Origin of the sequence: Streptomyces sp. NPDC048277 (genome assembly GCF_040652235.1) — a bacterium.
GTDB lineage: Bacteria > Actinomycetota > Actinomycetes > Streptomycetales > Streptomycetaceae > Streptomyces.
Genome location: NZ_JBEZLQ010000037.1, coordinates 28,623 through 48,313 on the forward strand (window position 1 = coordinate 28,623; position 19,691 = coordinate 48,313).

The 19,691-nt window shown below is 69.0% G+C and carries 17 protein-coding genes and 1 pseudogene; 7 read left to right on the plus strand and 11 right to left on the minus strand.

From position 1 onward, the window contains the following. Positions 1–8: 8 nt before the first annotated feature. Positions 9–947 (minus strand): MBL fold metallo-hydrolase, encoded by a 939-nt coding sequence (locus AB0D85_RS46990; RefSeq protein ID WP_362335942.1) that lies wholly within the window; start codon positions 945–947, stop codon positions 9–11. A 140-nt stretch (positions 948–1,087) separates the two neighbouring features. On the opposite strand from AB0D85_RS46990, the gene AB0D85_RS46995 reads away from it, so the two are divergent. Beyond that, positions 1,088–1,735 carry a TetR/AcrR family transcriptional regulator gene (locus tag AB0D85_RS46995; RefSeq protein ID WP_362335945.1) on the plus strand — a complete coding sequence of 216 codons (648 nt, stop codon included), beginning with the start codon at positions 1,088–1,090 and terminating at the stop codon, positions 1,733–1,735. 188 nt (positions 1,736–1,923) lie between these two features. Here the strand turns inward: AB0D85_RS46995 and AB0D85_RS47000 are convergent, their stop codons facing one another. From AB0D85_RS47000 to AB0D85_RS47015, 4 genes are all read right to left on the minus strand, one after another. Continuing rightward, entirely contained in the window at positions 1,924–4,275 is a 2,352-nt protein-coding gene (locus AB0D85_RS47000; protein WP_362335948.1) for a pyruvate dehydrogenase, read from the minus strand. Between the two features lie 208 nt (positions 4,276–4,483). Then, positions 4,484–5,419 carry a fumarylacetoacetate hydrolase family protein gene (locus AB0D85_RS47005; protein ID WP_362335952.1) on the minus strand — a complete coding sequence of 312 codons (936 nt, stop codon included), beginning with the start codon at positions 5,417–5,419 and terminating at the stop codon, positions 4,484–4,486. Then, positions 5,416–7,500 (minus strand): FAD-dependent oxidoreductase, encoded by a 2,085-nt coding sequence (locus tag AB0D85_RS47010; protein ID WP_362335955.1) that lies wholly within the window; start codon positions 7,498–7,500, stop codon positions 5,416–5,418. Before AB0D85_RS47010 ends, AB0D85_RS47005 begins: the two co-directional genes overlap by 4 nt. Before the next feature lie 166 nt (positions 7,501–7,666). Next, the gene (locus AB0D85_RS47015; RefSeq protein ID WP_362335958.1) at positions 7,667–8,764 is read right to left on the minus strand and encodes a LuxR C-terminal-related transcriptional regulator; all 1,098 of its coding nucleotides are present in this window, start codon (positions 8,762–8,764) and stop codon (positions 7,667–7,669) included. 263 nt (positions 8,765–9,027) lie between these two features. Here AB0D85_RS47015 and AB0D85_RS47020 point away from each other — a divergent pair, with 263 nt between their 5' ends. Next, the gene (locus tag AB0D85_RS47020) at positions 9,028–10,377 is read left to right on the plus strand and encodes a cation:dicarboxylase symporter family transporter (RefSeq protein ID WP_362335961.1); all 1,350 of its coding nucleotides are present in this window, start codon (positions 9,028–9,030) and stop codon (positions 10,375–10,377) included. Positions 10,378–10,512: 135 nt separating this feature from the next. Here the strand turns inward: AB0D85_RS47020 and AB0D85_RS47025 are convergent, their stop codons facing one another. From AB0D85_RS47025 to AB0D85_RS47035, 3 genes are all read right to left on the minus strand, one after another. After that, positions 10,513–10,746, minus strand: a complete 234-nt coding sequence (locus AB0D85_RS47025; RefSeq protein WP_362335964.1) for a hypothetical protein — start codon at positions 10,744–10,746, stop codon at positions 10,513–10,515. Between the two features lie 1,129 nt (positions 10,747–11,875). Then, on the minus strand, positions 11,876–13,324 hold the full coding sequence (locus AB0D85_RS47030; RefSeq protein ID WP_362335967.1) for a DMT family transporter: 1,449 nt from the start codon (positions 13,322–13,324) through the stop codon (positions 11,876–11,878). A gap of 732 nt (positions 13,325–14,056) precedes the next feature. Next, positions 14,057–14,887: a HEAT repeat domain-containing protein gene (locus tag AB0D85_RS47035; protein ID WP_362335970.1), complete on the minus strand. Its 831-nt coding sequence runs from the start codon at positions 14,885–14,887 to the stop codon at positions 14,057–14,059. A gap of 377 nt (positions 14,888–15,264) precedes the next feature. Here AB0D85_RS47035 and AB0D85_RS47040 point away from each other — a divergent pair, with 377 nt between their 5' ends. Further along, positions 15,265–15,798: a GNAT family N-acetyltransferase gene (locus AB0D85_RS47040; RefSeq protein ID WP_362335973.1), complete on the plus strand. Its 534-nt coding sequence runs from the start codon at positions 15,265–15,267 to the stop codon at positions 15,796–15,798. Positions 15,799–16,082: 284 nt separating this feature from the next. Next, positions 16,083–16,556 (plus strand): transposase, encoded by a 474-nt coding sequence (locus AB0D85_RS47045; protein ID WP_362335976.1) that lies wholly within the window; start codon positions 16,083–16,085, stop codon positions 16,554–16,556. A gap of 46 nt (positions 16,557–16,602) precedes the next feature. Here the strand turns inward: AB0D85_RS47045 and AB0D85_RS47050 are convergent, their stop codons facing one another. Beyond that, complete coding sequence (locus AB0D85_RS47050; RefSeq protein WP_362335979.1) at positions 16,603–17,028, minus strand: hypothetical protein; 426 nt, start codon at positions 17,026–17,028, stop codon at positions 16,603–16,605. 25 nt (positions 17,029–17,053) lie between these two features. On the opposite strand from AB0D85_RS47050, the gene AB0D85_RS47055 reads away from it, so the two are divergent. Further along, a complete protein-coding gene (locus AB0D85_RS47055; RefSeq protein WP_362335982.1) occupies positions 17,054–17,530 on the plus strand; it encodes a hypothetical protein in 477 nt (158 codons plus the stop codon). Between the two features lie 49 nt (positions 17,531–17,579). On the opposite strand, the gene AB0D85_RS47060 is transcribed toward AB0D85_RS47055, so the two are convergent. Next, positions 17,580–17,954, minus strand: a complete 375-nt coding sequence (locus AB0D85_RS47060) for a helix-turn-helix domain-containing protein (RefSeq protein WP_362335985.1) — start codon at positions 17,952–17,954, stop codon at positions 17,580–17,582. Between the two features lie 188 nt (positions 17,955–18,142). Then, positions 18,143–18,484, minus strand: a pseudogene (locus tag AB0D85_RS47065) (DJ-1/PfpI family protein); the annotation flags it as partial. On the opposite strand from AB0D85_RS47065, the gene AB0D85_RS47070 reads away from it, so the two are divergent. Further along, a complete protein-coding gene (locus tag AB0D85_RS47070; RefSeq protein WP_362335988.1) occupies positions 18,459–18,593 on the plus strand; it encodes a hypothetical protein in 135 nt (44 codons plus the stop codon). The pseudogene AB0D85_RS47065 and the gene AB0D85_RS47070 overlap by 26 nt on opposite strands. 160 nt (positions 18,594–18,753) lie before the next feature. Further along, positions 18,754–19,602 carry a dienelactone hydrolase family protein gene (locus AB0D85_RS47075; RefSeq protein ID WP_362335991.1) on the plus strand — a complete coding sequence of 283 codons (849 nt, stop codon included), beginning with the start codon at positions 18,754–18,756 and terminating at the stop codon, positions 19,600–19,602. The last annotated feature ends 89 nt before the right edge of the window (positions 19,603–19,691 follow it).

The following is a 19,691-nucleotide window of genomic DNA, read 5'->3' on the forward strand; positions in this document are numbered from 1 at the left end:
CGTGACCGTCAGAAGCCGGTGTGCAGCTCGGCCATGCAGCCGAACAGTCCGGGGCCGTCGAGCGGGGGCAGTTCCGGGTCGAGCTCCCGGTAGACGGTGTGGACGTTGACGGCCAGGCGTTCGCTCTCGGCCAGATCCGCGAAGCGGCCGAGCCGGATGTCGCGCGCGGCGTCCATGACGGGCATCCCGGCGGCGAAGCGGACAGCGGCCTGCTCGTGGACGTGTACGAGGTACTCGCGGATCTCGCGGACGGCCTGTTTGGTGGTGACCGGTCCGTGGCCGGGCACGATGGTGTCGGCGTCGAGAGCGAGCAGGAGGTCGCACGCGGCGAGCCAGCGGGCGAAGGGGCCGTGCCAGACGATCGGCGTGGCGCGGGCGAAGACGATGTCACCGGTGTAGACGACCCCGGCCCGTGGCACATGGACGATCGTGTCCCCGGCGCTGTGCGCGGGGCCGACGTCGATGAGGCGGACCTCCGTACCGCCGACGTCCAGGACCGCCTCGCCGTCGAAGACCCGGCTCGGCAGCACCGGTTCGATACCGGAGTAGTCGAAGCGGCCGAAGGCGCGGCGGGCGAAGTGTCCGGCGGCATTGTCCATCCCGGTCAGCGCCCGCATCTGGGCCGGGCCCACCTGCCGCATGTCCGCCACCGACCCACGGGCCGCGATGATCTCGGCGTGGGCCACGAGCTGGTTGCCGAACCAGTGATCGCCGTTGCCGTGCGTGTTGACCACGGTGGTGATCGGCGCGATGGCCGTGACCGGTGCCAGCGCGTCCAGCATGAGCCTGGTCAGCCGCAGGTCGTAGAGGGTGTCGACGAGCAGTGACGCGCCCCGGCCGGTGATCAGTCCCGCGTTGCTCATGCCCCAGCCTCCGGCGTCCGCCATCCAGGCGTGGCAGCCGTCGCCGAGCGTGATTCGGCCCGTGCGGGGGGTCACGGAAGCCATGGCATCTCCTTGTCGCGTGTCACAGCCAGCGTCGCGAAACTCCAGTCCATCTTTGGACTGGAGTCCATCAGTGGCGAGGAATCTAGAGAGATACCGGGGAGAGGTCAAGAGCCGTGCGGACCTGTGCTCTACTGGGGCCCATGAACATCAGGTCCCTGGCAGCCGGCGACGAGGCCGGTGCGGCGGTCGGACGTCAGGAGCGCAAGCGCCGCAAGCTGTACGACCAGCTGTACGACACGGCTGTCGGCCTCTTCGTCACCCACGGGTTCGAAGCGACCACCATGGACCAGATCGCCGAGGCCGCCGACGTGGCCCGTGCCACCGTCTTCAACCACTATTCGCAGAAGGTCGGCTTCCTGGAGGAGTGGGGCGCCCGCCGCCGCGCCCGGGTCGCCGAGATCCTGGGCGCGGAGCACGCGGAGAGCCTGCCGGTCGACGACCGCCTGCACCGCTACCTCAAGGAGATGGCCGACCTCAACACCGCGTCCCGCGCGGAGACCACCGTTCTGATGGACGCCTCAGCGCGCTACGGCCGCCTGCTCCAGGACCCGTCCCTGGAGGTGGAGCTCACCAGGATCGTCGAAGAGGGGCGCCGCCGGGGGGAGATCAGGACGGGCGTCGACAGCGACCAGGCCGGAGCGCTCCTGGCCGCCTGCTACTTCTCGACGGTCCTGCGCTGGATCCGTGAGGAACCGGCCCCCTTCGACCTCCACCAGCGTCTCCGCGGCGCACTCGACATCATCCTGCGCGGGCTCCTGGTCGGCCGTGCGGACTCCAGCGAGCCCTGACAGCGGCTGGGCAGCACGTGCCAACGCGCCGTACCACCACATGAAGGAGGCCATCGCGTGCCTGCTCCTGGTCGAACTGACAGCTCACCAGGGAGACTTGCGCGATGGCCTGATCTTGCTCAGGGGTCGACGCTCCGGAGAGGACACCTCGAACACCAGCAGTTCCACTCGGTTCTTCGCGTCTGTGTTCAGCCAACGAGGTCCAGTGCGGCGGTGACGATGCTGTCCGTGTCGATGCCGTGGTGCCGGTAGATGTCCTCGATCGCGCCGGACTGGCCGAAGCGGGTCACGCCGAGGGTGGTGACAGGCACGTTCTGGATCGTGCTCAGGAAGGCCAGGGTGTGCGGGTGGCCGTCGAGGACGGTGACGAGGGGTGTGGCCCGGTCGGCGGGGAAGACCTGGTCGAGGATCCAGGTGGGGTCCTGCGCGAGGCCGCGGCGGGCTTGGAGCGCGCGGAAGAGCAGGTCGGGACTGGTCACGCAGATCACGTCGGCGTCGTGGCCGAGGGCGGCGAGCCGGTCGGCGGCGGCCAAGGCCTCGGGGACGAGAGCGCCCATCGCGGCGAGGGTCACCACCGGCCGGACGTGCCTGCGCATCCGGTAGCCACCGGCGATCACCTGCCGGCGCCGACGTTCGCGCGCGGCCGGGTCGCTGGGCACGGCAGCCGTGGACTGGTCGACGGGACGGGTGGACAGCCTCAGATACGCCGAACTGCCGTCCGGGCGCCCGAGGTTGCCGAGCGCGGCGAGCAGGCACCATTCGGTGTCGATGGCGAACGCGGGCTCGTAGGTGACACAGCCGGGCTGTTCGATACCCAGCGAGGGTGTGGTGATCGACTGGTGGGCACCGCCTTCCGGGGCGAGGGTGACGCCCGACGGAGTGCCGACGAGGATCGACTGGCCTCCGGCGTAGATACCGAACGACCATGGTTCCAGCGCCCGGTTGACGAACGGGTCGTAGACCACGCCGATCGGGAACAGCGGCTGGCCCCAGCGGCTCCAGGTGGCGCCCAACTCGCCGAGTACACAAACCAGGTTGGTCTCCGCTATCCCCAGCTCCACATGCCGGCCGGTCGGTTGTTCCCGCCAGTGCAGGATCGTCTCGGCGTCGTCGGCGAACCAGTCGGGACGCTCGGCCGATGCCCACACGCCGACCTTGTTGAGCCAGCCGCCGAGGTTGGTGGACGAACTGACGTCCGGGCTGACGGTGACGATCCTGCTCGCCGCCTCCGGTGCCTTCCGGGTGAGGTCCAACAGGACACGGCCGAGGGCCTGTTGTGTGGTGGCGGTACCGGTCGGCGCCGGCCGGGCGAGGTCGCCGGGGACCGCGGGGGGCTGCCGCGACGGGCGGCCGGGCCGGCGCAGCCGCTCGGCGGCGGCCCGGCACCGGTGCGCTTCGGGCGAGTCGTCGGCGAACGCGGTCCAGGGGTGGTCGAGAGCGGTGCCCAGGCGGTCGGCCAGCTGCACCATCTGGTCGGCGGACAGCAGGGACGAGTGGTTCTGCGGGTGCCCCTCGGTGGGCAGTCCGTAGCCCTTGACGGTGTACGCGAAGACTATGGTCGGGCGGGAGTCGTCGATGGCGTCGAACGCGTCAGTCAGCGCGCCGATGTCATGGCCTCCCAGGTTGCGAAGAGTTGTCCGCAGCGACGCGTCGTCCAGCGGTGTGATGAGGTCGGCGATCGGCTGGGCCGTCGAACCGTTTCCGGGCAGGCGCTCGCGCAGTTCGGTGGCGGAGCAGCGCAGCAGACGCTGGTACTCGGGGTTGTTCATGGCGTCGATCCGGTCGCGCAGGGCCGCACCGCCCGGCCGGGCGAACAGTTCTCGCAGCCGGTGTCCGTACTTGAGGGTGATGACCTGCCAGCCGGCTGCGGCGAACATGCCTTGGAGCCTGTCCGCGGCGATGCCGGGGACGATCCGGTCCAGTGACTGACGGTTGAGGTCGACGACCCACACCACCTCGCCCAGGCTCGCGACCATCGGGTCCTGGACCGCCTCCCAGATGGCCCCCTCGTCGAGCTCGGCGTCGCCGAGCAGGGAGAACTGCCGTCCCTTGCCGGCTCCGCCGAAGTGGTCCTCCACGTAGCGGCGCGCGATCGTTCCCCACAACGGTGCGGTCGCCCCGATCCCCACCGAACCTGTGGAGTAGTCGACCGGGTCGGGGTCCTTGGACCGGCTGGGATAACTCTGCAGTCCTCCGAAGGCACGCAGGGTGGTCAGGTAGGACTCGTCCAATGTGCCCATCAGGTAGTTGATGGCATGCAGTACAGGGGAGGCGTGCGGTTTGACGGACACCCGGTCGTCGGCGTTCAGGGTGTGGAACCACAGCGCGGTCATGATCGAGGTCATCGAGGCGCTGGACGCCTGGTGTCCGCCGACCTTCATCCCTGAGGGATTGGGGCGTATCCGGTTGGCATGGTCGATGATCGCGGTGGACAGCCACAGCACCCGCCTCTCCACGCTCTCCAGAACGCCGAGTTCCTCCTCCCCCGGCGAGCCGGAGCCACTGCTGCCGGCTGCCCTCAACTCCGCATCCGCGACCATCACAGACCACCTGCGCAATCGGCATCGTGCCTTGTCGGGTTTCTGCTCAACGCATGAACTGATGTTGCTCCGCAAAGCGGGGATCGGCAGCCATGGTCCTGGCGAATGACCAGCCGTTGTGGCATGTGGAAGTCGCTCCGCGATGCTCGACGGAGTCGAACCGGAAGGCCTGAATTCGCGGGTGGCAGATGCCCGGCATCTGCTTCCCTCACGGCGAGCCGCACTCTCCGCTGTTCAGCCGAGCACAGGTTCCCAGGAGTGTCTTCGGGCGTGGCGCCGTGACCCTGAACGAGTAGCTGAGCAGCTCTCCGATTCTTCCCTCGACCAGCTGTCCGGGACGTAGATAGCCGGGGACGGCAAGCCCGTCCGGAGTGCGGCCGGTGCCGCCCAACTCGGGATCGGCTCCCCACCCGGTTCCTCCGGGTGTGCCGGTGGAGATCACCGAACCGGGCTGCAAGGTGAGCATCCTCGAGACGAAGGAGATGATCTCCGGGATCGAGGAGATCAGGTGACGGGTCGTGTTGCGTTGCCGGACCTCACCGTCCACTGTCGTGACGAGAAGGAGGTCCTCCGGGTCCCCGATCTCGTCTGCGGTCACGACCTGTCGGCCCATGCGGGTCGCACCGTCGAAGTTCTTCCCGGGGCCGAGCGCCATGCTGCGGCTGCCATCGGGATGCAGGACCACCTGCCGGTCGCGTGCGGTGAGGTCGTTGAGGGCCACATAGCCGTAGACGTGATCGAACGCCCGGTCCTCCGGGATCGCCCGGCCGGCCCGGCCGATGACAATGCCCAGCTCGGTCTCGTAGTCGAGTTTCGACGTCACCAGCGGGTCCAGCACCGCGGGCTCATCGGGTGCGGCGATGGTCTGGCCCGCCTTGAGGAAGAACTCCGGCTCGGGCCGGTAGATCTTCTCCTTCTCCGCCAGGTGGTCGGCGTAGTTCTGCCCGACGCAGAAGACGACCGGCGGTCGCAGCGGGGCATCGATCGTCACATCCGCCAGGGCGATCGTGGTGCACGGCCGGATCTTGCCGTCGCCCGCCAGGATCGCGTCCAGGCCTCCCGGCCGGCCGTCGATACTGACGCTGTCCCCCTCGACCACTCCGGCATGGCGTGTTTCGTCGATCAGGACGCTGACTGCCTTCACTTGATCCTCCGCGCTGCTCGATGCCCCTCGTAGACGGCCTCGTAGGTCGAACGAGGCGCGACGGCGTCGCCGATCGTCTCCACGCTCACGCCCCTGTCGGCGAGTGCGGCATGCAGGTCGTTGACCGACGTGCGGGCGGTGACCATGACGATCCAGTCGGACTCGACGGTCTGCTCGGCGCCCTTGCGGTGCACGTTGTGCAGGACGGTCCGCCTGCCGTCGATCCGCTCCACGAAGTGGTCGACGACAACCCGTATCCCCGACTCGTAGACGCGGGGCATCAACCACTCGAAGTAGACGTCGTCGAGGCTCTCGATCCCCAGCATGGGCCAACGTGTGACGACGGTGGCACGGGCACCGCGTTCCTGGAGGAGGCAGGCGACCAGAGGCGCCACGAGGTCGCTCGTGTCGTCGACGACAACGACGTTGCCCTCGGGCCGGACCTGGCCGGTGACGACCTCGTCCCAGCCCACGCAGCGACCGGTCTCCCAGCCCGGCAGTGGTTCGCCGGTCCACCCCTGGAACCCGTCCGCCCGGACTCGGGAGCCGGTGGCGATCACCACGTGGTCGGGCGTGTGGGTGTCCAGCATGGCGGTGATGCCGTCCGGCAGCACGGGCGAGGACAACGCGATCTTCGCGCCGTTCTGCCGAGCCTGGTCGGCGAGCCAGGTGCCGATGCGGCGGTACTCCTCGCGGCCGGGCAGCAGGGACTGGAGGTGCGCGTGTCCGCCCACGTGGTCCTCGGCTTCCAGCACCGTTACGTCGTGCCCGCGGGCAGCGGCGATCCGCGCGTATTCGAGGCCGGCCGGACCCGCGCCGACGACGACGATCGACTTCGGGTCGGGGACAGGAGTCAGCGTTCCCGCGCCCCAGCGGCCCTCGCGTCCGATGGTGGGGTTGTAGACACACTGGACCCGCGCGCCCCTGGTCACGCTGCGCCAGCAGTGGTTCGCGGCCACGCACCGGCGGATGTCCTCGCCCTGGCCGGACGCCGCCTTGATCGCCCACTCCGGGTCGGCGAACATCTGGCGGGCCAGGAGGATCGCGTCCGCGTCACCGGTGTCCAGGGCCGCTTCGGCTTGTTCCGGCGTGGTGATCCGCCCGACCATCAGCACCGGCTTGGTGCTGACTTCCTTCACCGCCTTCACGTACTGGTGTTCCCAGCCGGCCTCGAAGTGCATGGGCGTATGGATGAACGCGTGGTGCACACCGGCCGAAACGCTCACGTAGTCGATGTCCAGCCGCGCTTCCAGGTCCGCGACGATACGGGTGACCTGCTCGGTTTCCAGGTCGTTGGGCCAGAACGACGTCGAGTTGATGCGGTAGCCGAGGAAGGGCTCGTCTCCGATGGCCGCGCGGATACGGCGCATCGCCTCCACGGGGAACCGCAGTCGGTTCTCGTACGAGCCGCCCCACCGGTCGGTGCGCTTGTTGTAGAGCGGGGAGAGGAACTGCCAGGCCAGGTAACCGTGGCTCAGGTGGAACTCGACTCCGTCGAGGCCTGCCGCCACAGCCCGAGCCGCGGCCGCGGCGTAGGCATCGAGGATCTCCTCGATCTCGGCATCGGACAGCTCCTTGGGCGTGACCCCGCCGGTGCCCTCGCCGAGCGGAACCTGGCTCGGGCCGACCGTGTGCCAGGTGGCATCCGGGTCGAAGCTCGGCTCCGTCTTCGGGAACGGGTTACCCCGTACCCCCGAGTGCCACAGCTGGATCCCGATCTTCGCACCGTGGGAGTGCACCGCCTCGGCGATGCGGCGGAGGGGCTCGATGTTGCGGTCGTCGAACAGCTGGCCGACCGCGAGCGGAGCGGCGAGGGAAGAGGCGTGCACATGGGTGGCACCCATCAGGATCAGGCCGACACCGCCCTTCGCGCGCTCGGCGTAGTAGTCCACCGCCATGTCGGTGAATACGCCGTTGAGCCCGTCGGTCACCCAGGTCGCGCAGGTCGGCGGGAAGACGACCCGGTTGCGGATCGGGGTATTGCGCAGCCGCCACGCACCGAAGAGTCGCGGGTAGCGCTCACGACCGCCTTCGAGGACCTGATCGAGCGCGTGGTCGGTGGCGGTCATTTCATTCGACATCGGGTACACCTCGTTGTGTCCGTCGAGAGTCGGCGGACCGCGGCACCGCACAGCCAACCGACCGAAAGCACGCTCATAGTCGTGGCGACCACGAGCCGCGCTCAGACCTCGACGGACGCGGGCCACCCCGTCTCTTCGGATGGATGGACAGAGAGCCCAGTGCGTGCTAGAGGTCCGCGCGGACGGCAATCGCGGAGTCCAGGAGGCCCAGCATCCGCGCTCGGTGGAGCGCTTCCGTACGTGAATGCACTCCGAGCTTCTCGAACAGGCTGCGCAAGTACCCCTTCACCGTCGCGTCGGAGATCCCGAGGGCACGAGCGGCGAGTCGAACGGAAAGGCCTCGGTCGAGGGCCACCAGAACGTCCTTCTCCCGCCGGGTCAGGTGAACCGCGGCCGCGGAGGCCGACGGGAGGACGGGATCCGCCGGCGGACGGCGGCCTGCGAGAAGGTCCCGCACCTGCGTTCTGACATCGTGCGGCCGCGCTCCGAGCAGGAAACCGCCCATGGCCGCCGCCTGAGCCCTGACCTCGTCATCGCGGTACTCGGAAAGCACAGCCAGCTGGACTGCCGGATACCTGCGGCGTACCTGCTGCATCAGATGGTCTGCGGGGCGCCCGGCGAAGTAGGGCTCGCTGATGACCAGCGACACGTCATCCTCTCCGGCGAGCAGCGCCGCGGTCTCGTCCCGTGACGTTGCCACCCGGGCACCGATACCGTCGGCCTCCAGCAGGCGGGCGACACCGTGCGCGAGCAGTGCCCGCTCACTGCACACCACCACCCAGCTCCTGTCCCGGCCGGGTGCCCGCCTGAGATGCGCTGCCAGCATCGCTGCGACACCTTCGAGCCGCGAAAGCCGGTCGGCCGCTGGAACACGGTCGTCGGCGCAGGAGACCGACAGCGCTCCGACAGGAGTGTCCCCCACCCACATGGGGACCGAACAGCCGGACCGGAATCCGCTGTTCACGACCAGCTGGTCCACCGGCCTGGTGAACTCGGGCTGCCGGTCGAAGTCGTCGGTCACATAGGCCCGTCCCGCGGCCGCGGTGGTGAAGTGCGTCGACGTCGCCAGAAGCAAGGTCGCGTCCCGTCCCAGGAGACCGCGACCGGCATGGGCGACGATGGTGAAGCGCTTCTCGCTGAACAGAGCGAGGGAGACTCGGTCGGCCTGTTCCGCCGACCGCACGGCTTCCGCCGTGGCCCACAACGCGTCCTCGTCGTCGCGGGCGATGATCTCCGCCAGCCTGGCAAGAAGCTGAACCGCCATCACGCCCTCCTCCTCGCCCGCTCGTCAACGAGGGCCGCGCCGCCGAGTCGGTCAATGATCCCACGCCGACGGCACTCGGGCCCCGGTCGAGTTGTGCCGCACCGAACGCCCTCGACGCAGGTCGGCGGGCGCCCGACGGCATTTGGAGAATCACCCAAGATTCCACGCACTCGTAACCCAGGGCTTCTGCAGGACCTACTCCTCGGCCATAGTTCCTACGCGGAAAAGATTTTCCGCATCGCAGAAACTGCATGGAGGTACCAGTGCCGTCGTCCGCACCGTCCCTGCCGCGACGCGTTCTACGCACGCTGCGTCTGTCCCTCTTCGCGCAGGTCGCCTGCGCGCTCGCGCTCGGCATCCTCGTGGGAACGCTCTGGCCCGAGGCCGGCACCGCGGCCCAGCCACTCGGTGACGGCTTCGTACGGCTCATCAGGGCCCTCATCTCTCCCCTGGTGTTCTGCGTGGTCGTCTTCGGCATCACCAAGGCCGGCGACCTCAAGGCATTCGGGAGGATCGGCGTCAAGGCACTGATCTGGTTCGAAGTGGCCACGACCTTCGCGCTCTTCCTCGGTCTGGTCGCCGGCAACCTGGTCGCTCCCGGCGCCGGAATGAACGTGGATCCGACACGGCTCGACGCCTCCGCCGTGGACGAGAAGACCGGCGGCGGATCACTCCCCTCGACCAGCGAGTTCATCCTGCACTCGCTGCCCGACAGCGCCGTCGGCGCGTTCGCCGAGAACTCCCTGCTCCAGGTCCTGGTCCTCGCCTGCCTGGTCGGCGCCGCCCTCCTGCACCTCGGGCTGTCGAGGGTCCCCGCCATCCTGCCCGCCATCGAGCAGGTCCAGGAGATCGTCTTCACGATCGTCGGCTTCATCATGAAGCTCGCCCCGCTCGCCGTCTTCGGCGCCACCGCCCACCTGGTCGGCCAGTACGGAGTCGGCGTGATGACGACCTACGGCAAGCTCATCGGCGTCTGCTACGCGGTCGCACTGCTCTTCCTGCTCCTCCTGGCCGCAGCCCTCAAGGCCGTGACCGGGCTGAGTCTGTGGAAGTTCCTGCGCTACACCCGCGAGGAGATGCTGCTCGCACTGGGCACCGCATCGAGCGAGACGGTCATGCCCCGCATGATGCAGAAGCTGCGGCATGCGGGCTGCCGGGACGACGCCGTGGGCCTGGTGCTGCCCACCGGATACTCCTTCAACCTCGACGGCGCCTCCATCTACCTGTCCGTAGCCACCCTGTTCATCGCACAGGCGGTGGGCGTGGACCTCACCCTGAGCCAGCAACTCACCGTGGTCCTGGTGCTGATGCTCACCAGCAAGGGCATGGCGGGCGTGCCCGGTTCCGCGTTCCTCGCCCTGTCGGCCACCGCGAGTTCCCTCGGTGTCATCCCCGCGGGCGCCGTGGCCCTGCTGCTCGGCGTGGACCGCATCATGGACTCGATGCGCGTCGCCACGAACCTGCTCGGCAACTGCGTCGCCGTTTTCGCGGTCTCCCGCTGGGAGGGCGCACTGGACACGGCGCGGGCCCGCAAGGTCCTGAACCAGGAAATCACCTTCGTGGCGGAGACCGACGCCGAGGAGACCGTACGGGGCGAAGCCGGAGTGGCCTGAGCCGACAGAGCGGGCGACCCCGTCCGGTCACGGTCACGAGTTGCCCGGCACGGATGGCCATGTCCCCGTCGACCGGTCACCTCCTTCACCACTCCCCCGCCGCGATCGCGGTGGGGGAGTCGGTGACGCGTGGAGTCAGCGGATGTCCTTGGCGGCTTCGGTGATCACGTCGGCCACGGCGTCCGGCTGAGAGACGGACACCGCATGGGACACGGCCACACGCACGACGGCCGAGCCGGCGCGCTCGACCATGAACTCCCGGGCCAGGGCGGGGATGGCGTTGCCCTCCGTGGCCACCACGGCCCATGAGGGCAGCGTGCGCCGGGCCGACCGACCGGACAGCTCGGCCGTCAGGGCCCGGACCCGCACCGAACGCGCTCGCCGCCGCGCTCGTCGTCGGCGGCGGGCTCGCCCTCGCCGCACCACGCCGAACGACGGCACGCCGGACGCACCCTTCTGCGCTCCGCATTCCTGCGGCAAGCCGCGCTCGGCCTCGTGCTCGGCGTGTTCTTCGGCGCAATGCAGGTGTCAATTGCCGCGTACGCCGTCGGAGGCGGCAGGGCGGTTGGGCCTACGGAGCATGGCGTCACGGCGGCTCACCCCGACGGCACCAGGCAACGGCCGCAGCCTGCCTCACCCTCACGAGCCTCCCGCTGACCTTTCTCAACGCACCCCTCGCAGTCGGCGCCGCCCTCGCCCTGACCGGACTCGCCGTACCCGTCCTCCTGATCCTCACCTCCCTCCTCACCCAGTCGTCCGTCCCGTGCGCGGTCCTCACCCAGGCGTTCATCTGGGGCAACTCCGCAAGCGCGGCAGGATCGGCGGGCGCCGCGGCGATCGCGGGGCGGGTGGTGGACACGGGCGGTGCGCACAGCGGGTTCGGCGTGGTGGCGGGGGCCGCGGTGGTGATGACGGTCCTGGCGTCCGGCGGTCAGCGGGACCCGTCACCGGACGGACCGAAGCCGTCCGCGCCCGCGGAAGCCACGGGGCGAACGGGTCTACCCCCAACCTGACCCGCACAACTCCCAACGCGAAGACCCCGTCGCTGCCCATCCGAGCAGCGCTGTCGGGGAAGACCTGACTGTCGGGCTCGTGACCGGGCCCGGAGCAGGCTGCGCGACCGGCCTCACGGCCGGGCTCACTCAAGGAACGGCCGGCGCTCCCGCCGGCGCAGTGACAGCCGGCATCCCGGCGCGCTCGCCTTCGGGTGGGCAGCTGGCCTTGCATACGGCTTGGCCGCCGGACTCACCACCGGCCCCGCTACGAGGCTCGGCACCGCAATGGCCTACCAGTTCCGTCACCGCGAACTCCAGGACCGGCTCACCGCTAGCCCTCTCCCATAGCATCGGCCAGTTGTCTTCCTCTCGTTGTCGGCATACCGAGGGAACGCGATGGACTGCACAGGCGTGGCCCGCGCCCTCTGGATTCCCCGTGCCGGGCCCGAGGCCCGGCGTGCCCATACGGTGGTTCAACTCCCTCTAGACAGGCTGACCGAGGGCTACTCCGGCGCAACCGGACCGAACCCGCGTGCGGCCAGGTGTGCGTCGATCTCGCGTGCGCTGCCGGACCAACGGTGGTGGTCGCGTGGGTCGCTCGGGTGTCTGGTGTACATCTCCCTCAGGACCCGGCCCAGATCACACATTGCAGTGTGATCGGGCAGGTGTCGCCATTCGGTGAAGGCGCGTTCCAGGCACAGCCGGGTCCGGGTGATGTCCGTCCGGGGCGGCTCGGCGTGGAAGCGGGCTGCACTCAGCCACAGCTGCACGGCGAGGGAGCCGTCGCCGCTGAGGTGCGCGACGTGGGCACGTACCTCGATCCAGCGTGTCGCTTCGGCGGACTTCGCGCCGTGCAACCGCACGGCGTGGTTCTCCAGCTGCCGGATGGTGTTCTCCGCCTCGGCCGGTCTGCCCAGCCGGGCGTCGCGCCAGATCCGTTCGTAGACGTCCTCACCCGGGGGCGGAGCCGTTGCGAGGATCGGGTGCTGGAGCAGTGTGTGGAGGCTGCTTCTGTCATGACCGGGCAGGTCCTGCACAGACGGTGCACGCCGGGCGTCGCCGATGACCACGACGGCCACCCCGAGCATGATCATCACGAGGCCGGGCCATGCGGAGGCCGCGGGCAGCTGCCCCAGCCAGAGCCAGGCCACCGACGCCGCCACGGGTGCCTCCAGCAGCAGAAGCACGCTGACCGCAGTGGCGGGTGCCCGGCCGAGAGCGAAGTTCAGCGAGAACAGACCGAGAAGCTGCGGCAGAAGAAGCAGGCCGAGCAGCGCCAGCCAGGCGTGTGCGGTGAAGCTCACCGGCGGGGTACCGGTCACCAGACAGAGCAGCAGCATCTCCACGGTGCACACCGAGAAGCACAGCACCGAGTACATCGGCGTACTGACGTCGGGCCGGGCCTCCTCGCTCAGCGCCGTGTACGCGGCCAACGCGATCGCGCCGGCGAGCGCGAGGCCGTCCCCGGCCACAGCGTTTGCGCCTTTACCGGTGTCGGCTCCGCTGGCGACCATGGCACCGGCGACCGATATCGCCAGTCCTGCCCAGGCCGTCCGGGACAGGCGTCTGCCCTGTGCGGTCGCGATGAGTGCCTGCCACACCGGCTGGGTGGCCACCAGCGCGGTCGCCATCGCCACGCTGGTCATCTGCGCACCGGTCATGAACGTGGCGAAGTGCACGGCCAGTGCCGTCCCCGCGGCCAGCCCGAACAAGACCGCCCGGCGTTGCTGCCTGCGGACCAGGCCGCGCTCCCCGCTGAACACCCGGCGCACCTCACGGCGCCGCACCAACAAGAACGCCGGCCCTAACGTCAACAGGCCGAGAGCATTACGGCCGAACGCCAGCGCAAACGCGGGGGCTGCGGCGTACGCGGTCAGCGGGGCGGTCGCGGAGAACGCGAGAACAGTGATCAGGACGGCGGCACCGGAGACGGCGTCCAGTTTCGTGCGCATGATGGCGGATGGACCCTATGTGTGGCGGCGGGAGCGGACGGCTGGATACGGCTGCCGCCCCGGCAGGGAGACAGGCAGCAGTGAACGGCGGGATGAGAGCAACGGGAAGTCGGTGACCGCGATCGCGGTCTAGCCCTCCCCGGCGGGGAGAGTCCGCTTACCGGCGGGACTCCGCCACGAGCACGGCCGTTGCCGCGTCGTACCCCGCAGCGTGGACGCCTCACCCACAGTGCCGGTACGGCGGGACGGGGTTGGGGGAACTTCCGTGTCCGCACACAGCGACCGGGCACCGTCGCCGGCCAGGAGATGGATGTTCACGAAAGTCCCTTCACGCGGGCTGGTGTTGCGGCAACAGCACACCAGCACCGCGTTCACGGATCACTGCCGTACGCGCCCCAACCCCAGGTACAGCAGGCTGTACCACCGCCACTCCACACGGCACTCCGAACCCCGGCACAGCGACGGCACCACGACCCGCACCTCAAGGCTCACGACATCAACATCCCGGCGACCATCACCCCGTCTGCTGCCCTGGCAGCCCTTCAGGCCGCAGGAGCAGCCCGAAGCGACACCCCTCCCAGCAAGATCAAGGCACCACGTTGTTGATCGGCAAGCCTTTGCCGCCATGATCACCGGCTTGGGGTCAATGATGCGGATTCCTGAGAACGGTCAGGGTCGCTCTTCGTTCCCCAGCCGGGTGGCGTCGGCAACGTGGCGTCCTTCTCGCGGTGTTCAGGTGCTGCGGGAAGACATACGCCGTGCGGTGGTGGCCTGTTCGCGGACGTAGGGGTCAGGGTCTGCCCGAAGCCGGTCAAGCACAGCCGCGATGTTGGGATCGCCGTGTTCCGCGGCGTGGAAGCGTCCCAGGGCTATGGCGACCCAGGCGCGGATGCGGGTGGTGCTGTCGTCCGCAAGGCGAAAGACATGCGGCAAGGTTCCAGGTTGGTGGAGGAAACCGAGGGAGCTCAGTGCGGAGACACGTACCTGAGTGGACGGATCAGCAAGCAGGCTCACCAGCAGGTCCACGGCCGCCGGGTTCTTACCGTGACTGCCGAGCGTGCCTACGACCGTGGACCGGAGCCGCTCGTCCGGGTCCCGGGCGGCCTGCGTCAGCAGCGGAAGATCCGCGGGCTCGGGTGGTACGTACCCGAACAGCCAGATCGCTGCTCGTCGCAGGTCCTTGTCGGACGTTTCGACCCACGGCACGAGGATGGAGCGCGCAGCAACGGGGTCCTCCTGCGCGAACACGACGAGCGTTGTCGTGAGATCGTCCTGGTCGTCGCCCAGGTCGCGGGAGAAGGCACGCAGCAGGGTGGCCAGACAGGAACGGCCGGCCGTGGTGGCGAGTATGCGGGCCAGCACGCAGCGGCCGTACCAGTTTCCCGCTTGTACCGCAGCCTCCAGGTGCGCCTCCAGGCGAGGAATCAGCGCTGCCTGTTGCGCGGCTACGAGCTGCTCCTCTACGTCGTGGAGAGCATCGACATCGCAATCCGGGTCCGCAAGGCCGACCGCGAGGTCGTCAAGGAGCGCGCTGAGATCATTGCCCGACCCCTGGTCCTCCACGCTGTCTCCCTCATGCTTGCCCCGGCGATGCCGAGCCCCACGGGGCAACGTCGTGGCTGCGCCGCGAGCACAGTCAGAGCCTGATGTGGGGAATCCCGGCGAGCATATCTGCCCCATCTCTGAGCAGCGGGTGGGGAGATTCAGGGCTCTGACCGCGTTTCCGTGAATGATCTTGGTGCTGCGGCGGGCTGCCGCCGAATCGGTCTCGTCTCTCAACCGCGCTGTCGAAGTGGCACGTCGTGTGCTCGGCCGTCGGCCCGATGTTTCACCCGTCACGGTGTGCGGCGCAGGCGGCTTGACGACTTGTGGTTGCGGAGCGGCAGCACGGGCGAGCGCCGGATTACCGATGAGGCGCTTGCCTTCGGCAGGATGGGCGCATGACCGAGATCCGCACACCTCGCCTCCTCCTCCGTAGCTGGCACGACGACGACCTCGCGCCGATGGGGGACATCAACGCGGACCCACGGGTCATGCGCTGGATCGACGACGGCTCGGTGCGGGACCTGGAGCACACGGCCGAGGACATCGAGCGATGGGAGGAGGAGTGGGACGATGAGGGCTTTGGACTCTTCGCCGTCGAACTGCTGGCCTCGGGCGAACTGATCGGCTTCACGGGACTGTCCGTGCCCGAGTTCCTGCCGGAGGTGATGCCCGCCGTGGCGATCAGCTGGCGGCTCGGCTCACAGTTCTGGGGCCAGGGATACGCGTCCGAAGCCGCGCACGCCACGCTGGAGTTCGCGCTCCAGGACCGCGGCCTGGACCACGTCATCAGCATCAACCGGGTGGGGGACAACGCCTCCGAGAACGTCATCCGCAAGCTCGGCATGGTGCCCGAGCGGGAGACGACACACCCGGTGTACGGCTACCCGCTGCGCGTTCACGCCATCGATCTCACCGAGTTCCAGGCGTGAACCGGCCGAGCCGTCGATCATCACAAGTCGGCCGACCACTGTCCCTAACGTCCCTGAGCGCGTTGATCGCCACGGTACGGACACCAAGGGACGGATGGTGTCTTCCTGTTGTCGACCTGCGCTTTCACGGACCGCGGCCAGCGCCTTGCATCTCCCCACCCAGTGCTCGGGTACTGGCCAGCCCCGCTTGCGTAGTTCCTCACGTCAGCGCCTCTGCTGTCGGGGACACCTGGCAGGCCTGCATCGAACTCGGCAGGCGTCCCGCCGCACGACTGTGCCGCCGGATGCGGCTGACCGCGGGACGGACCCGGCTGCTCAGGCTACTGACGGCGCCGACGGTTCAGGACCGTGCCCCGCGGGTGCTGGGGGTGGACAAGTTCGCCTTCCGCAAGGGCTGCACCTACGGCGCGGTGCTGGTCGACGTCGAGGCCGGCCGGGTCGTGGACGTGCTGCCCGATCGCACCTCCGGCACGTTCGCGGCCTGGCTGAAGGAGCATCCCGGCGCGGAGATCATCTGCCGGGACCGGGCCACCGCCTACACCAAGGCGGTCAGGGAAGCCGCCCCCGACGCCCTCGAAGTCGCTGATCGACGGCACCTGCTGCAGAACCTGTCCGCCGCGGTGGAGAAGACCTGCCTCCAGCGCCGCGACTGCCTGCGCAAACGCGCCGAGGAGGAGACGGCGACCGAGGTGGCCCCGAGGACATCCGCCGCCTGCCGGAGAAACGCTGGACGATCAGCGCGATCGCCCGACGCCTGAAACTCGACCGCAAGACGGTGCGCCGCTTCCGCGACACCAACGTCGATCAGTTGCTCGCCTCCGCCTGCGAACGCAGGCCCAACTGTGTGCTGGAGCCGTTCAAGGCATACCCGAACGCCCGCTTCACCGAGGCGCAAGGCCAGGTCAGCGGCACCCGGCTGCTCCTGGAAATCCAGGCCCGCGGCCACTGCGGCAGCCGCCAAGTCGTCCGCGAACACCTCGCCGCCCTACGCGCGGGCACCGCCGAACCGGTCCGGGCCGACATCCCCAGCCCCGCAAGATCACCTCCTGGATCATGCGGCCGCGCGAGACCCTCACCGACAGCCACGAGCACCTCCTCCAGGTCCGGCTCGCCTGCCCGCACATCACCCGGGCCCGCGACCTCGCCCGCGCCTTCGCCGACCTGATCCGCCACCAGCGCGGATGTCTCCTGCTGGAGTGGATCCGGCAAGCTGAACAGGAAACGGCTCACCGATCGTCACCGAGGAGAAGGATCCATGAGAGCGTTGCCGGCCGTCACCGGCCGTGATGAGTTCGACGTCCTGGTCGTCAGGACCGACTACCACGACGACCAGGCATGGCGGGACGTGACGGTGGCGCTGATGAAACCCTGGGGGGACAGGCCCTACGAGGCACAAGTCCACTTCATAGACGACCCAGCATGGGCAGGAGCGACGGTTGACGAGGCGCTGAATGCGGTCTGCGCCGACGAGAACCTGGCCGTTGTCTTCCTCGCCGACCGGACAACCATGCAGGCCGAGAGCCACGCGTTGCTGGCGATCACCACGCTGACGCGGGAGGACTGCGTGGACGACGAGGACTACGAGCAGCTGACCGAGTTCGGCCGTGAGTTCCGCACCGTCCCCGCAGGGGTCCACGACGTCCACGCCAACCTGAGCATCGGCAACCTGGGCTTCGAGGAGTACGCCGCATGGGCTCACGATGATCCCGAGGGGATCTACCGGTCCTTCTGAACAGGGCTCACGGAACTGCGGACAGAGCCAGATTCAGATGGCGCCATCGTCAGCCGCTGTACCGATGTGCAACCGCTTCGGTCGAGTCCTGGGCTGTGCTGAGCGGTCGCGGAGAGGCTCGTTCACGGCGGAAGCCGGCCCGGTAGTCGGTGGGGCGGACTCCGAAGTGCCGGGTGAAGAGCGCGGCGAATGTGCCGTGGTCGCGGTAACCGACTTCGAGATGGATCTGACGACTGGTGCGGTCCGTGCTCTCCAGCAGGTGTTGGGCTCTGCGCATCCGGGTCCGCTGCAGATGGACGAGTGGCGACTCGCCTGTCTCCTGTTTGTAGCGCCGCAGCAGGGTCCGCGTGCTGACGTGAAAGTGCTCGGCAAGTGTGGGCAGGCTGTATCGATCCTGCAGGTGCTGGTCGAGGAACCGTTGCACCTGGGCGGAGAAGCCGTCGCCGGGGTGGGCAGGAGTTCGCCGTCGACATAGGGGGCCTGGGACGTGCGCGCGTCGTCGATCAGTGCGATCCGAGCCGTACGGCGTGCTGCGGTACGCCCGCAATGACGCTGGATGAGGTTCAGCACGAAGTCGTACATCGCGCTGAAGGCTGCCGTCGTGGTGACGCCACCGTCGCTGACGACCAACTCCTGTGGCGCGATGTCGGCACCGGGATACCTCCGGGCGAGTCGGTCCGCGAACAGCCAGGCGGTCGTGGCCCGTCGCCCCGCGAGGAGACCGGCCTCGCCGAGCAGGAACGCACCGACGCATATCGACACCACGGTGATTCCGCGGCCGGCATGCGCACGGATCGCTTCGATTTCCGGCCTCAGGGCATCCAGCCCCAGGGCCGGGTCCTTCCCCGGGGCCGGCTCGAAACCCGGCACCACAAGGACGTCGACGTCGCGTAACGGGACCACCCCGAGCGCGACCCCGCCCGAGACGATGACACGCCGTCTGGGCGAGACCACGACGACCTCGAACGGCGTGGACGAGCCCCCGCCTGCCCAGGTGACGTGGCTGCCCATCGTCAGCAGATCGACGACCCCGAACACCTCCGACGCGAAGCAGCCCGGGTAGGCGAGCACACCTACCCGCAGCGGACCGGAGGCCCCCATGAGGCATCTCCTTTCGACGCCCGTGTGGCGGGATCACCCTGCAGTATGGCGATACCGCCCCTCGGCCCGGAAGAGCCCGCCCGGTCAGCATGACCCCGACACCCCGTCGGGAGGAGCCGGCCATGACCACACGCGAGGCGGATCGCGATGATCCGCTGACCGACTTCCACCGCCGCGCGATGGCGTTCAGCGGTGTGAGCAAGGCGGTCCATGTCGCCGGAGCCGGTCCTGCGGTGATCGTGATGCCGGAGATGCCGGGCATCAGTCCCGACGTGGCTCGCTTCGCTCGTTGGGTGCGCGACGCCGGTTTCACGGTCTACATGCCGTCGTTGTTCGGCACCGACGGTGCTTTTCCTACGGCGAGTTACGGCATGTCGGTGATGAAGCGAGCCTGTGTGAGTCAGGAGTTCCGCGTCTTCGCGGGCGGTGGCACCAGCCCTGTCGTGGACTGGCTCCGCGCCCTGGCGAGACAGGCACACGACGAGTGCGGTGGCCCGGGCGCCGGCGTGGTCGGGATGTGCTTCACCGGGAACTTCGCCCTCACGATGACACTCGAGCCCTCCGTGATCGCTCCGGTCGTCAACCATCCCTCGCTCCCCCTGGACGACCCGGCCGGGCTGGAACTCTCGCCTGCGGACGCGGCTGCGATCCAGGAGCGCTTCGAGCGTGACGACCTCAGGGCTCTCGGCTACCGGTTCGACAACGACCGCTGGTGCACCGGTCAACGTTTCGCCGCCTATGCCGCCCTGCTGGGCCGGCGCTTCGACGGCCGGGTCGTGAGCGGCGCCGCCGCGAACACCGCGCCACCGCCCTTCTTCAGGGACATCGTCGGTACACCGCACAGCGTGGTGACCGCCCACCTGGTCGACGAGGAGGGACACCCCACCATCCGCGCCCGCGACGAGATCATCACGTTTCTCCAGTCCCGCCTGGCGGTCGATGCGGACACGACCTGGCCGAACACCCTCTGAACTGTGGAGGAACCAACTGCAGTCACGAAGGCGGGAACGGGGGCTGCAACACCCTCAACGGCGTCACCGCCGGCGGCAGGCGAAGCACC